At 71.7% G+C, this 12,976-nt stretch carries 11 protein-coding genes; 7 read left to right on the top strand and 4 right to left on the bottom strand.

What is annotated here, in order from left to right:
• Window positions 1–42 precede the first annotated feature (42 nt).
• Together ACWGDX_RS02235 and ACWGDX_RS02230 are read right to left on the bottom strand one after the other, a co-directional pair.
• A complete protein-coding gene (locus tag ACWGDX_RS02235) occupies window positions 43–1,857 on the bottom strand; it encodes a glycoside hydrolase family 13 protein (RefSeq protein ID WP_453621335.1) in 1,815 nt (604 codons plus the stop codon).
• A 233-nt stretch (window positions 1,858–2,090) separates the two neighbouring features.
• Window positions 2,091–2,402: a YkvA family protein gene (locus ACWGDX_RS02230; protein ID WP_453621333.1), complete on the bottom strand. Its 312-nt coding sequence runs from the start codon at window positions 2,400–2,402 to the stop codon at window positions 2,091–2,093.
• Between the two features lie 837 nt (window positions 2,403–3,239).
• Between ACWGDX_RS02230 and ACWGDX_RS02225 the strand changes: the two genes are divergently transcribed.
• Window positions 3,240–4,130, top strand: a complete 891-nt coding sequence (locus ACWGDX_RS02225) for a S1 family peptidase (protein WP_453621331.1) — start codon at window positions 3,240–3,242, stop codon at window positions 4,128–4,130.
• A gap of 232 nt (window positions 4,131–4,362) precedes the next feature.
• Entirely contained in the window at window positions 4,363–4,773 is a 411-nt protein-coding gene (locus ACWGDX_RS02220; protein WP_453621329.1) for a VOC family protein, read from the top strand.
• Here ACWGDX_RS02220 and ACWGDX_RS02215 read toward each other — a convergent pair.
• Together ACWGDX_RS02215 and ACWGDX_RS02210 are read right to left on the bottom strand one after the other, a co-directional pair.
• Window positions 4,713–5,459 (bottom strand): helix-turn-helix domain-containing protein, encoded by a 747-nt coding sequence (locus ACWGDX_RS02215; protein WP_453621327.1) that lies wholly within the window; start codon window positions 5,457–5,459, stop codon window positions 4,713–4,715. The genes ACWGDX_RS02220 and ACWGDX_RS02215 overlap by 61 nt on opposite strands.
• A gap of 4 nt (window positions 5,460–5,463) precedes the next feature.
• Window positions 5,464–6,708 carry a YihY/virulence factor BrkB family protein gene (locus tag ACWGDX_RS02210; RefSeq protein WP_453621325.1) on the bottom strand — a complete coding sequence of 415 codons (1,245 nt, stop codon included), beginning with the start codon at window positions 6,706–6,708 and terminating at the stop codon, window positions 5,464–5,466.
• Window positions 6,709–6,725: 17 nt separating this feature from the next.
• Here ACWGDX_RS02210 and ACWGDX_RS02205 point away from each other — a divergent pair, with 17 nt between their 5' ends.
• From ACWGDX_RS02205 to ACWGDX_RS02185, 5 genes are all read left to right on the top strand, one after another.
• Entirely contained in the window at window positions 6,726–8,402 is a 1,677-nt protein-coding gene (locus ACWGDX_RS02205; protein WP_453621323.1) for an acyl-CoA dehydrogenase family protein, read from the top strand.
• A 190-nt stretch (window positions 8,403–8,592) separates the two neighbouring features.
• Window positions 8,593–9,978 (top strand): GAF domain-containing protein, encoded by a 1,386-nt coding sequence (locus ACWGDX_RS02200; RefSeq protein WP_453621321.1) that lies wholly within the window; start codon window positions 8,593–8,595, stop codon window positions 9,976–9,978.
• A gap of 222 nt (window positions 9,979–10,200) precedes the next feature.
• The gene (locus tag ACWGDX_RS02195; protein WP_453621319.1) at window positions 10,201–10,824 is read left to right on the top strand and encodes a GNAT family N-acetyltransferase; all 624 of its coding nucleotides are present in this window, start codon (window positions 10,201–10,203) and stop codon (window positions 10,822–10,824) included.
• 159 nt (window positions 10,825–10,983) lie between these two features.
• Window positions 10,984–11,067: a putative leader peptide gene (locus ACWGDX_RS02190; RefSeq protein WP_342671247.1), complete on the top strand. Its 84-nt coding sequence runs from the start codon at window positions 10,984–10,986 to the stop codon at window positions 11,065–11,067.
• 117 nt (window positions 11,068–11,184) lie between these two features.
• The gene (locus ACWGDX_RS02185; RefSeq protein ID WP_453621438.1) at window positions 11,185–12,882 is read left to right on the top strand and encodes a nitrite/sulfite reductase; all 1,698 of its coding nucleotides are present in this window, start codon (window positions 11,185–11,187) and stop codon (window positions 12,880–12,882) included.
• Window positions 12,883–12,976: the final 94 nt, after the last annotated feature.

Below are 12,976 nucleotides of genomic sequence, written 5' to 3'. Positions count from 1 at the left end.
CGGCCCGTCGGAACGGCCCGCCCGTCGGAAGGGCCCGTCGGATCAGCTCGCCCCGGTGCTCAGCCAGACCGCCGTGTCGGGGGGCAGCAGAGGGCCGGTCGTCGCGTCTCCCGCCAACTCGGCACTGGCCAGCAGCGGTTCGGCGCCGGCCGGCAGCGGCAGCGGCCCGTCGGAGATATTGACGCGGCACTCCAGACCCGCGTTCCCGTTCCCGCCCGCACCCTTGCGCCCGCCCTTGCGGAAGGCCAGTTCGCCCGGCGCCGACGGCAGCCACGCGAAGTCCTCGTCCCCCAGAAAGCTTCGGCGCAGACGCAGCGCCGTACGGTACAGCTCCAGGAAGGACCCGGGAGAACCGGTCTGGGCCTCGACCGAGCGCTCGCCCCATCCCCGGGGCTGGGGCAGCCAGCTGCCGCCGGACCCGAAGCCGTACGAGGATCCCGTCCTGGTCCACGGCAGCGGCACCCGGCAGCCGTCGCGGCCCTTCACGGCGTGGCCCGTCCGCTCCCACATGGGGTCGCGCAGCGCGTCCGCGGGCAGGTCGGCCACCTCGGGCAGGCCCAGTTCCTCGCCCTGGTAGAGATAGGTCGTACCGGGCAGCGCGAGGGTCAGCAGCGCGGCGGCCCTGGCCCGCCGGCGGCCCCGCTCCTCGTCGACGGCGGGTTCCCGGCCGTCCGTCAGCAGCCAGCCGCGCAGATCCGTGCCCTCGGGCACCCCGTAGCGGGTGGGGTGGCGCACCACGTCATGGTTGGACAGCACCCAGGTCGGCAGTGCCCCGTTGGCCGCCGCTCCGGTGAGTGAGGTGTCGATCACGTCACGGAACGCGCCCGCGTTCCACGGGCAGCGCAGATGGAAGAAGTTGAAGGCCTGGTGGAGTTCGTCGGGCCGGGTGTAGAGCGGCAGCCGGTCGGCGCTGACGCCCGCCTCCGCGACCATGATCCGGGGCGGCGCGTAGGAGTCGGTGATCTTCCGCCACTGACGGTAGATCTCATGGACCTCGTCGCGGTCCCAGAACGGATGGTCCTCGCCGCTGGGCGGGGCGTTGAGGGACGCCGAGTCGCCGCCGTGGGTGTTGCGCAGGGGCGCGGCGAGGTCCTTGCGCAGCCCGTGGGCCACATCGATACGGAAGCCGTCGACGCCCAGGTCGAGCCAGAACCGCAGGATGGCCTCGAACTCTGCGGCGACCTCGGGGTTCTCCCAGTTCAGATCGGGCTGGGCGGCAGCGAAGATATGCATGTACCACTGGCCGTCCGGGACCCGTGTCCAGGCCGCGCCGCCGAACTTGGACTGCCAGTCGGCGGGCGGCTCCGCGCCGCCGGGGCCGGTTCCGTCCCGGAAGACGAAGCGGTCGCGGGCGGCGGAGCCGGGCGGGGAGGCGAGTGCCTCGACGAACCACGGGTGCCGGTCGGAGCAGTGGTTGGGCACGATGTCGACGATGGTACGGAGACCGAGCGTCCTGGCCCGGCCGAGCAGCGCGCGGAAGTCGTCGAGGGTTCCGTGGCGCGGATCGACCTGGCGGTAGTCGGCGACGTCGTAGCCGCCGTCGGCCAGCGGGGAGCGGTAGAACGGGGTGAGCCAGACCGCGTCCGCGCCGAGGTCCGCCACATGGCCGAGCCGGTCGGCGATCCCCCGGAGGTCGCCCATTCCGTCCCCGTCGGCGTCGGCGAAGCTCGGAACGTAGACCTGGTAGACGACGGACTCCCGCCACCAGTCGCGATCGCCGCCGCCGGTACGCGGGCCACCACCGGAACCGAGGCCGCCACCGCCGTGGGTGCCGCCATCGGTGAAGACGCCGTTGCCTTCACCGATGCCTTCACCGTCGCCGTTTCCGTTGCCGTCCGGGAACGCGTGCTGAGTCACTGATACCTCTCGTGCCGGGATGTCGAGGTCGCTGGGCCGACTGCCATGGTGCCGGTGCGATCATCCCTTGAGCGCATCAAATGGGTCAGCCCGCGGTGTGAGACTTCCCGCAGGGCGTACGGTTCCGGCCGCACGGCCGGGACCCGGCGGGGCGGTCGCGGCGCTGGTGGACGCCCTGTCCGGGCCGTCGGCGGCGGTGGTGGACGCGGTGCCCGTACCGGTGGGTGTGATCGTTACCGAGTGGTCTTCGACCGGAGTTCCGGCGTCCGTGAGCGGAGTTCCGGGGTCCGCGGCCGCAGCGAGCGCAGCGCCAGCATCAGCACCCCGATGTCGTCGACGAACACCGGATCGGGCAGCAGATCGACCGGGAGCACCAGATAACCGATCGCCGCCCAGAACACCCAGCGCCTCTCGACCGGCAGCCCCGCCCGGTTCAGCGCGCGGCGGGCCCGCACCAGCCGGACGGCCAGAGCGATCGCGACGCCCAGGGTCAGCGCGACCAGGACGGCCGCCACCGCGATGAGGATCTTCAGTTCGCCGCTCATGCCGGGGCTCCTCGCTCGGGGCCGTGGGGCCGGCCGCTGCTACCCGGGTACCCCGGGCGCGGGCCCGCCACCCCGGGGCCTCCGCCGTACGCCCGCCCCTCCGGGGCCCTCTACCCACCAGCCCGACCAGTCGGTATGTTGCCGTGGCACCGACCGGCGGCCTCATCCGCCGACCCATCCGGAGCACACGCCACTGATGCCCCGCAAGAGCGCCCCGCCGGTCGAATCCGACCGCCGTCCCACGCCGTTCCCCCTCCGGACGCACCGCCTCCGCTCATTTCCGGCCATGATCAACTCGGGCACAATTGGGGGGTACGCCGCGCAAACGGGCGAGCCGCCCTCCGGGACGCGGGTAGAACTTCCGCCGCGCCGCCGCCTTCCGGCCATCACACACCGGACCCCCCGGACCCGCTGCGTCATACACCCACCACCCACGGTGAAGCATGTGTGATTGTGACGCCCCGGCCACATGGCCGAATGGCGCTCCCGGTCGATTCTCATGCTGACCGTGCGTTCTGACGGCCATTCACCGGTCACACTCCCGTCGGCACGGGCTTTGCAGCAATTCACTGAGGGGTGCGAGGGCCGGAAGTCCGGCCCCGCCAACAGACCTTCCCACGGCAGGACTTCGGACCCGCCCCGGGCGCGTGTCCGGTCACGGCGGCCGTTCTCCGCCCGCCGGTCCAGAAGTGGGCCTTGCCCAAAGCCCAAACGGAGTCAACGATTCAGTCGTGCGATTGACAGGTTCACGGCCAAAACCGAATGGCGGTGAACAGTCGCACCGCAGCGGCCCGATTACCCAACGGATCGCGAGTTCCCCCACCTATGGAGGATGTTGTGACCTTCAAGCGCTTTTCCCCCCTCGGCGCGGTATCAGGACGCGTACGGCTTCTCGCCGTCGCCTCCGGTCTGATGACCGCTGTCGCGCTTGCGGCCCCGACTGCCATCGCGGCGCCCGCCCCGGCCCCCAAGGCCACCGCGGCCCAGCTCGCCGACGCCAGCTCCGCCGTCCGCGGCGCCGACGTCGCCGGTACGGCCTGGTACACGGACGCGGCCTCCGGCAAGGTCGTCGTCACCGTCGACAGCACGGTCTCGGACGCGGAGATAGCCGAGATCAAGAACTCCGTGGGTGCCACCGCGGGCCTGACGATCAAGCACACCCCCGGCACGTTCAACACGCTCATCGCCGGCGGCGAGGCCATCACCACCGGTGGCAGCCGCTGCTCCCTGGGCTTCAACGTCCGCAGCGGCTCGACGTACTACGCGCTGACCGCCGGACACTGCACCAACGCCGGCGCCACCTGGAACATCGGCACCCGTGCCGGTTCGAGCTTCCCGACCAACGACTACGGCATCATCCGCCACTCCAACGCGGCCGCGGCCGACGGCCGGGTGTACCTGTACAACGGCTCGTACCAGGAGATCACCGGCGCCGCCAACCCGTCGGTCGGCCAGAGCGTCCGCCGCAGCGGCTCGACCACGGGTGTCCACAGCGGTACGGTCACCGGTCTCAACGCGACCGTCAACTACGGCAGCGGCCAGATCGTCGGCGGTCTGATCCAGACCAACGTCTGCGCCGAGCCCGGCGACAGCGGCGGCTCGCTCTTCGCCGGCACCACGGCGCTGGGCCTGACCTCGGGCGGCAGCGGTAACTGCTCCTCCGGCGGCACCACGTTCTTCCAGCCGGTCGTGGAGGCCCTGAACGCCTACGGCGTCAGCATCTTCTAGTCTCCGCGCACCACTCGCACGACTCGCACCACTCGCACCACGGCACGGACAACACGCTTCATCCGCTTGATCCTTCCTCGGAACACCGACGGGCCGCGCACCTGGTGCGCGGCCCGTCGCGTTCCCCCGGACACCGCCCTTCCTCCCCGACACCTCCGGCACACCTCCACGGGGGCGACGGACGTCCGATTCGTTCAAGACCGGCTCCCGCGCACGCTCCTACCGTGGAGACATGACTACCGCTTCCGTTCCGACCCCACGACTCGACGCGATCGGCCTGGTCGTCTCCGACATGGCCGCCTCGCTCGCCTTCTACCGCGCGCTCGGCGTGCCCGTACCCGCCGAAGCCGATACCGCGCCCCATGCCGAGGCCACCCTGCCCGGGGGTGCGCGCATCCTCTGGGACACCGAGGAGACCGTCCGTACCTACGATCCCGGCTGGAGGCGGCCGGAGCGCGGGGGACGGATCGGGCTCGCCTTCCTCTGCGGGAGCCCCGCCGAGGTGGACGCCGCCTACGACTCCCTGGTCGCGGCCGGGCACCGGGGGCATCTGAAGCCCTGGGACGCCGTGTGGGGACAGCGTTACGCGGTGGTCCTGGACCCGGACGGCTGCGAGGTCTCGCTGTTCGCCAGTGCCACATAGGCACCGAGGGTGAGCCCGGCCAGATCGCGTGTCTCCCGGGCGAGATGCGCCTGGTCGGCACAGCCCGCGGCGAGCGCCGCCACGGCGTACGGCTTCCCCGCCCGTACGAGCGCCAGCGCGCGCTGGAGCCGCAGCACGCGGGCCAGCGTCTTGGGCCCGTAACCGAAGGCGTCCAGGGAGCGGCGGTGGAGCTGGCGGGCGCCGAGCCCGACGGCGGCGGCGGTCGCCGCGACCGTACGTCCGGCGTTCAGCCCGTCGACGACCGCCCGCAGCAGCGGATCGGGCGGTCCGACGGCCGCGGCCCGCCGCAGCGCCACCGCCTCCAGCGCGTCCGCCGGGTCGTCGGCGGACGCGAGCCGCCCGGTGAGCGCGCGCACCTCGGCCGGTGACCAGAGAGCGGCCAGCTCCACCCGCAGATCGCGCAGTTCGTGCGCCGGTACGCCGAGGAACGCGGGCGCGGCCCCGGGCGCGAAGCGCACCCCGGCGCAGTACAGCCCGTCGATCCCCTCGGGCGCGTAGGCGTGGGTATCGGGTCCGGCGACCAGCAGTCTGTCCCCGATCCACAGCAGATCCATACAGCCGTCGGGCAGCACGGGGTAGGGCGTGGACCGCTCGCCCGCCGTCACCGTCCGCGTCCAGACGACCGCGCCTTCGAGCCGTGACGCCCGTTCCTCGTACCTGCCCACGAGGCTAGGGCCTCTCGTTCGGATCTCGCTGGGCTCGCGTGCCCTGGCCGCCCTGCCCCTTGTCGCCGTTCCCCTGGCCGCCACGGCCCCTGTCCCGGCTCCCGCGGTAGCCGTCCCATCCCGCGTGCAGCCGGGCCTTCACACGTGCCTTCACATCGTCCGGCGGCAGGAACCTCGACCATCTCTCCGGGTACTCCGAGGGCATGCCCGGATCGCTTCCGTCGTCGTCCTCGATCGCGTTCCTGGCCTCCGCGGCGGCCGCGGCGCGGGCCACCAGTTCCGCCGCGTGGGCCGCGCGCAGACGTTCGTTGGAAGCGCGCGCCGCCGCCGTGGCGACCGACGGCCAGACCCGGTCGGTCGCCGCGTTGACCGCCGCGCCCACCAGGACCGCGAACGCGGAGACGCCGATCCAGAGCAGTACGGCGATGGGCGCGGCCAGCGAACCGTAGATGGTCGGGCCCTCGACCGTGCTGGTCAGATAAATCCGGAGCAGAAAACTCCCCAGCACCCACATCGCCAGCGCCACCAGCGCGCCCGGCACATCCTCCAGCCAGCGGCGGGACCTGGCCGGCACCGATACGTGGTAGAGCGTGGTCAGAAAGGCGATGGAGAGCGATATGACCACCGGCCAGTACAGGACGCTCACCACCGCCGTGCCCCACGGGACGAGTTCGACCACCCGGTCGGGGCCGACCACCGCCAGTGGCAGCACCACCGCGCCGATCAGCAGCGCCACGAGGAAGAGCAGAAAGGCGAGCAGCCGGGTCGCGACGATGCCGCGCCGCCCGTCGAGCCCGTACATCACCGTGATGGTGTCGACGAAGACATTGACCGCCCGGGAGCCCGACCAGAGCGCGATCGCGAAACCGAGCGAGATCACATCGGGGCGTCCGCCATGGGTGATGTCCTTCAGCAGCGGCTTGGCGATCTGGTTGACCCCGCGGTCCGAGAGCACGGTGCCGACCGCCGAGAGGATGTTCTTCTCGATCGAGGCGACGGTGGCGGTGCTGGTCCAGTCGTCCACATAGCCGAGCAGACCGATGAGACCGAGCAGCAGGGGCGGCAGCGAGAGCAGCGTGAAGAACGCCGCCTCGGCCGCGAGCCCCAGCACGCGGTACTCGATGCACGAGTTGACCGTGTCCTTCAGCAGCAACCAGGTCATCCGCCGCTTGGATACGTTGCGGTAGAGGACTCGGGCCCGGTGGAGTCGACCCGCCGGCCGCTCGGGTGTTTCTTTTGCTGCCTGCACCTCCTTACCGTATCGGCATGGCAGCCACCACCCACACAGTGACCAATCAGGTTCCGCCCCTGGTGGGGTACGACGTCTTCAGCGCCGACCGGGTCCTCGTGGAGGGCGTGGAGCGCCACAGCGCACCCGCTCTTCTCGACGAGACCCGCGCGGAGCTGATGGCGCTCGGCCGCACCGCCGGATCCGCGGCGGCCCAGGAGTGGGGAGCGCGGGCCAACGAGTGTCCGCCGACGCTCCGCACCCATGACCGCTACGGCAACCGGATCGACGAGGTCGACTTCCATCCGGCCTGGCACCAGGTGCTGGGGCAGGCGGTCTCGGCCGGACTGACCGACGCCTGGGGCAGACCGGGCGGGCATCTGCGCCGTGCGGCCGGCTTCTTCGTCTGGACGCAGGTGGAGGCCGGGAACGGCTGTCCGGTGTCGATGACCCATGCCGCGGTGCCCGCGCTGCGCGCCGAACCGGATCTCGCGGCCGAGTGGGAGCCGAGGCTGACCTCCCACCGGTACGAGCCGGGGCTGCGGCCGGCCGCGGAGAAGGCCGGCGCGCTCTTCGGGATGGGCATGACGGAGAAGCAGGGCGGCAGCGACGTACGCGCCAATACGACGAGCGCGCTGCCGCTGGGCACGGAGGGCGAGTATCTGCTCACCGGGCACAAGTGGTTCTGCTCGGCGCCGATGTGCGACGGCTTCCTCGTACTGGCCCAGGCGCCCGGCGGACTGACGTGTTTCCTGGTCCCCCGGGTCCTGGCCGACGGAACGCGCAACGTGTTCCTGATCCAGCGCCTCAAGGACAAGCTGGGCAACCGGTCCAACGCGTCGGGCGAGGTGGAGTTCGACGGCACATGGGCCAGGCGGGTCGGCGAGGAGGGCCGCGGGGTGCGCACCATCATCGAGATGGTGGCGGCGACCCGGCTCGACTGTGTGCTGGGATCGGCCGCGCTGATGCGGCAGTCCGTGGCACAGGCCGTGCATCACGCCACCTACCGCGGCGCGTTCGGCGGTGAGCTGATCGACAAACCGCTGATGCGGAACGTACTGGCCGATCTGGCGCTGGAGTCGGAGGCGGCGACGGTGCTGGCGCTGCGGCTGGCGTCGGCGTACGACGTGATCCAGGACGCCGGCGGTGGCGGCGGGAACGGCGGCGACGGCGGCGCGGACCATGAGCGGGCCTTTCTGCGGCTCGCGGTGCCCACCGCCAAGTACTGGGTGACCAAGCGGTGTACGCCGGTGGCGGGCGAGGCGCTGGAGTGCCTGGGCGGCAACGGCTATGTGGAGGAGTCCGGTATGCCGCGGCTGCTGCGCGAGTCGCCGCTCAACTCGATCTGGGAGGGGTCCGGGAACGTACAGGCACTGGATGTGCTGCGGGCCCTCCAGCGTGAGCCGGAGGCGCTGAACGCCTTCCTCCAGGAGGTGGGCCGGGCGCGCGGCGCCGACCACCGGCTCGACGCGGCGATCAAGGATCTGCTGACCGAACTCGCCGATCTGACCGGGATCGAGGCCCGTGCCCGCCGGCTGGTGGAGCGGCTGGCTCTGGTGCTCCAGGGCTCGCTGCTGGTGCGCTGGGCACCCCCGGAGGTCGCGGACGCGTTCTGTGCCTCGCGGCTGGGCGGGGACTGGGGCTCGGCCTTCGGGACGCTGCCCCACACCCTCGGTCTGGCGTCGGTGGTGGACCGGGCGCGGCCCGTCGGCTGAAGGACGGGGGCGAGCGGGCGGACAGGGGCGAGGCGGGCGGACGGGCCCGAGGTGGGCCGGAGGTGATGCCGCGCCGACACGGCACCACCTCCGGCCCGTACTCACCTTCTTGTACGCGTCCACCGCTCGCCAGGGTTGCAAGCCGTTGCAGAAGAACCGATTTAGCAGCACCGGTGGCTGGGGGAGGCCGATGAAGAACATTCCGCTCGGTGACACACCGCTCAGAAACACCCCGCTCGGGAACGCGCCGCTCGGCGGGACACCTCTCAGGAACGGACCGCTCAGGAACGGACCGCTCGACCTGGCGAGGCTCACCGCCACGGACAGCGCGCGGGGCGCCCGGCTGCTCCATGAGATCCGGGACGCCGTCCTCGCGGGCGAACGGCCCCCGGTGGCACCGCGGCCGGTGATCGACGCGTCCTGGAGGCGGATGTTCCGGATCGGGGCCGACCCGGAACGGCACGACTCCGGCGCACTGCTGGAGCGCGACGAACTGGAGCACCGCCGGCGCACCTCCGCGCTGGGCGAGGTGGTGCGTACGCTCGTCGGTTCCCTCAGCGAGATCATCGAGTCCTCGCTCCAGATCATGGTGGTCACCGACGACGAGGGACGGGTGCTGTGGCGCAGGGGCGGCCTCGGCGGGCTGCGGAAGTCGAACGGCATCCAGCTCGAAGAGGGCGCCGCCTGGTCCGAGCACTCCACGGGGACCAATGCCATCGGTACGGCGCTGGCGGCACGCCGGCCGGTACGGGTCCACTCGGCCGAGCACTTCGCCCAGACGCTGCACACCTGGACCTGCGCGGCCTCGCCCGTGCACGATCCGAGGGACGGCCGGCTGCTGGGTGTGGTGGATGTCAGCGGTCCGGCGACGGGCTTCCATCCGATGACGCTGGCGCTGGTCACCTCGGTCGCCCGGCTCGCGGAGGGCGAGCTGCGCGAGCGGCACGGCCGGGCCGTCGAGCGGCTCCGTTCGGTGGCCGCGCCGATCATGTGCCGGCTGGGCGGGGGCCGTGCGGTCGCGGTCGACGCGCACGGCTGGACCGCGGCGGTCACGGGCATGGCGCCGGTGGACCGGCTGCCGCTGCCCAAGTCCTTCCGGGCGGGCCGGGTCCTGCTGCCCTCGCTGGGCATGTGCACGGTCGAGCCGCTGCCCGGCGGCTGGCTGGTACGGGTGGACGAGGCACGGCCGCGGGCGGAGACACCGGGCCGGGTCGTACTGGATCTGAGCCGGCCCCGGCACCCGGCGGTCACGGTCTCCGGCTCGGCGGGGAGCTGGACCCAGGAGCTGACTCCGCGCCACGCCGAGCTGCTCTATCTGCTGGCCGTGCACCGGGACGGCCGGAGCGCGGCGGAACTGGCCGCCGACGTCTTCGGCGACCCCACCCGGACGGTGACGGTACGGGCGGAGGTCTCCCGGGTCCGGCGCCATCTGTCGGGCGTGCTGGCGCACCGGCCGTACCGTTTCAGCGAGGGGATCGAGGTGGCGGTGGTGGGGCCGGAGAACCCGCTGGATCTGCTGCCGCGTTCACAGGCGCCGACGGTACTGAGCGCCAGGCAGCCACCGGGCGGCACGTGAGACCGGCGCGTGAGGCCGACGGGCCCGGGGCGCGACCGGCCGGTCCCGGGGCCCGGGGGTCCTGGTGACCGGTGGCCCGCCGTGTCCGCCGCCCTGTCCGCCGCCGTGTCCGTACGGTCAGCCGGCCATGATGCCCTCACGGCTCCCTGCCGGCGTCCGATCGCGCGGGGCGGCCCGGGGGCGGCTTCCCGCGCGTTCCCGGCGCGTGATTCGCTGGCCGCTATGAGCATCACCGTGACCACCTGGTCCCTGGAGCAGACCTCGCCCGCCGATCTGCGGCCCGCCGCCGAGCCCGCGGGCGAGGTGCGGATCGTCCGGGCCGAGATCCCCTCGCCCGAGTTCAGCCGCTTCCTCTACACGGCCGTCGGCGGGGACGTCCGCTGGACCGACCGGCTGACGCTCTCGTACGCCCAGTGGCAGGAGTTCCTCTCGCGGCCGGGTGCCGAGACCTGGGTCGCCTACGAGAAGGGCACCCCGGCCGGCTATCTGGAGCTGGCGGCGGGACCGGAGGGCGTGGTCGAGATCGCGTACTTCGGGCTGATCCCCGCCTTCCGCGGCCGGCGCATCGGCGGCCATCTGCTCTCGTACGGAGTGGCACGGGCCTGGGACCTCGCCGAGCGGTGGCCCGGCGCCGAGCCGACCAAGCGGGTCTGGCTGCACACCTGTTCCAAGGACGGCCCGTACGCCATGGACAACTATCTGCGCCGCGGCTTCACCCTCTTCGACACCAGGATCACCGAGGAGCCCGAAGTGGCCGCCCCCGGCCCCTGGCCCGGCGCGCGGTCGCCCCAGGGGACCCACGCGCTCCACGCGCACCAGGGACCGGATGCCACCAGGTCCGTATGACCGCCTCGGGATCACGGGATCCGGCCGACCGGGCCACCGGTCGCGGTCAAACCCGCACACCCCGTGACGGGCGACACATCGTCTCGCGGAGTGGGACACTCTCGTCCAGATAATGGATAGTGGTGGACTGCCCGGAGATACGCGTGACACGCTTCCGTCATGTCTAGAGCTGGAATAGCCTTGGTGAGTCGGCGGCACGTCGATCTCGGCCGCCTGTCCAGCGCCATCTGTCCAGCGGGCTGAGAGTCCCAGCACCGCCGCGATCCCCCCCTCTCTGTCATCCCGCCGCGCACCGACGCCCCCCGCGTGAGTGTGCGGCTCAGAGCCGCCCTCCTGCATGTCTCGAAGGACGTACCCGCCATGGCCGCCACCCCGGAAAAGCCGTCCACCGCCACGCCCCGCCGCAAGGTGAGCCGTCACCGCGGCGAGGGCCAGTGGGCCGTGGGTCACTTCACTCCGCTCAACGGCAATGAGCAGTTCAAGAAGGACGACGACGGTCTCAACGTACGGACACGTATCGAGACGATCTACTCCAAGGCGGGCTTCGACTCGATCGACCCGAACGATCTGCGCGGACGGATGCGCTGGTGGGGGCTGTACACCCAGCGCAGGCCCGGGATCGACGGCGGCAAGACCGCGATCCTGGAGCCGGAGGAGCTGGACGACGAGTACTTCATGATGCGGGTGCGCATCGACGGCGGACGGCTGACCACCGAGCAGCTGCGGGTGATCGGCCAGATCTCGCAGGAGTTCGCGCGCGGCACGGCCGACATCACCGACCGGCAGAACGTGCAGTACCACTGGATCCGGATCGAGGACGTGCCGGAGATCTGGCGGCGGCTCGAAGCGGTCGGTCTCTCCACGACCGAGGCCTGCGGTGACACCCCCCGGGTGATCCTCGGTTCACCGGTCGCCGGGATCGCCGAGGACGAGATCATCGACGGCACCCCGGCGGTCGACGAGATCCACCGCCGGATCATCGGGAACCCCGACTTCTCCAATCTGCCGCGCAAGTTCAAGTCCGCGATCTCCGGATCGCCGCTGCTCGACGTGGCGCACGAGATCAACGACATCTCGTTCGTCGGGGTGAACCACCCCGAGCACGGCCCCGGTTTCGATCTCTGGGTGGGCGGCGGACTCTCCACCAACCCCAAGATCGGCCAGCGTCTCGGCGCCTGGGTGCCGCTGGACGAGGTCCCCGATGTCTACACCGGCGTGATCTCGATCTTCCGCGACTACGGCTACCGCCGGCTGCGCACCCGCGCCCGGCTGAAGTTCCTGCTCGCCGACTGGGGTACGGAGAAGTTCCGCCGGATCCTGGAGGACGAGTACCTCAAGCGCGAGCTGATCGACGGCCCGGCGCCCGAGCAGCCCGTACAGCGGTGGCGCGACCATGTAGGGGTGCACCGTCAGCGCGACGGCCGCTTCTACGTCGGCTTCGCGCCCCGGGTCGGGCGGGTGGACGGCGCCACACTGACGAAGATCGCCGAGCTGGCCGAGGCGCACGGCTCGGGCCGGCTCCGTACCACCGTCGAGCAGAAGATGATCGTCCTCGATGTGACCGAGGACCGGATCGACTCACTGGTGGCCGGTCTCGAAGCGCTCGATCTGCGGGTCAAGCCGTCGCCGTTCCGGCGCGGCACGATGGCGTGCACGGGCATCGAGTTCTGCAAGCTGGCGATCGTCGAGACCAAGCGGCGCGGTGCCACGCTGATCGACGAACTGGAGCGCCGTATCCCGGACTTCGACCAGCCGATCACCATCAACGTCAACGGCTGCCCGAACGCCTGCGCCCGGATCCAGGTCGCCGACATCGGTCTCAAGGGCCAGCTCGTGCTGGACAGCAACGGCGAGCAGGTCGAGGGCTTCCAGGTGCATCTGGGCGGCGCGCTGGGCCTGGAGGCGGGCTTCGGCCGCAAGGTGCGCGGGCTCAAGGTCACCTCCGACGAGCTGCCCGACTACATCGAGCGGGTGCTCGGCCGCTTCCAGAAGGAGCGCGAGGAGGGCGAGCGCTTCGCCACCTGGGCGGCCCGCGCCAGCGAGGAGTCGCTGTCATGAGCCGCGCTGTCATGAGCGGTCCCGTCATGGGCGGCCCCGTCACGAGCGGCCCCGTCGTACGCGGCGCGGGCCCCCGTGGGCGGCGCCGGGGGAG

Source organism: Streptomyces sp. NPDC055025 (genome assembly GCF_053608565.1).
Note: the sequence above shows the minus strand (reverse complement) of the source record. Positions and strands in the feature narration are given on the sequence as shown.

Bases quoted from the DNA above. Each gene is read 5' to 3' on its own strand.
- ACWGDX_RS02230 (WP_453621333.1), bottom strand. From the start codon at position 2,402: ATGAGCGGCGAACTGAAGATCCTCATCGCGGTGGCGGCCGTCCTGGTC.
- ACWGDX_RS02220 (WP_453621329.1), top strand. From the start codon at position 4,363: ATGACTACCGCTTCCGTTCCGACCCCACGACTCGACGCGATCGGCCTG.
- ACWGDX_RS02205 (WP_453621323.1), top strand. From the start codon at position 6,726: ATGGCAGCCACCACCCACACAGTGACCAATCAGGTTCCGCCCCTGGTG.
- ACWGDX_RS02200 (WP_453621321.1), top strand. From the start codon at position 8,593: ATGAAGAACATTCCGCTCGGTGACACACCGCTCAGAAACACCCCGCTC.
- ACWGDX_RS02195 (WP_453621319.1), top strand. From the start codon at position 10,201: ATGAGCATCACCGTGACCACCTGGTCCCTGGAGCAGACCTCGCCCGCC.
- ACWGDX_RS02190 (WP_342671247.1), top strand. From the start codon at position 10,984: ATGTCTAGAGCTGGAATAGCCTTGGTGAGTCGGCGGCACGTCGATCTC.
- ACWGDX_RS02185 (WP_453621438.1), top strand. From the start codon at position 11,185: ATGGCCGCCACCCCGGAAAAGCCGTCCACCGCCACGCCCCGCCGCAAG.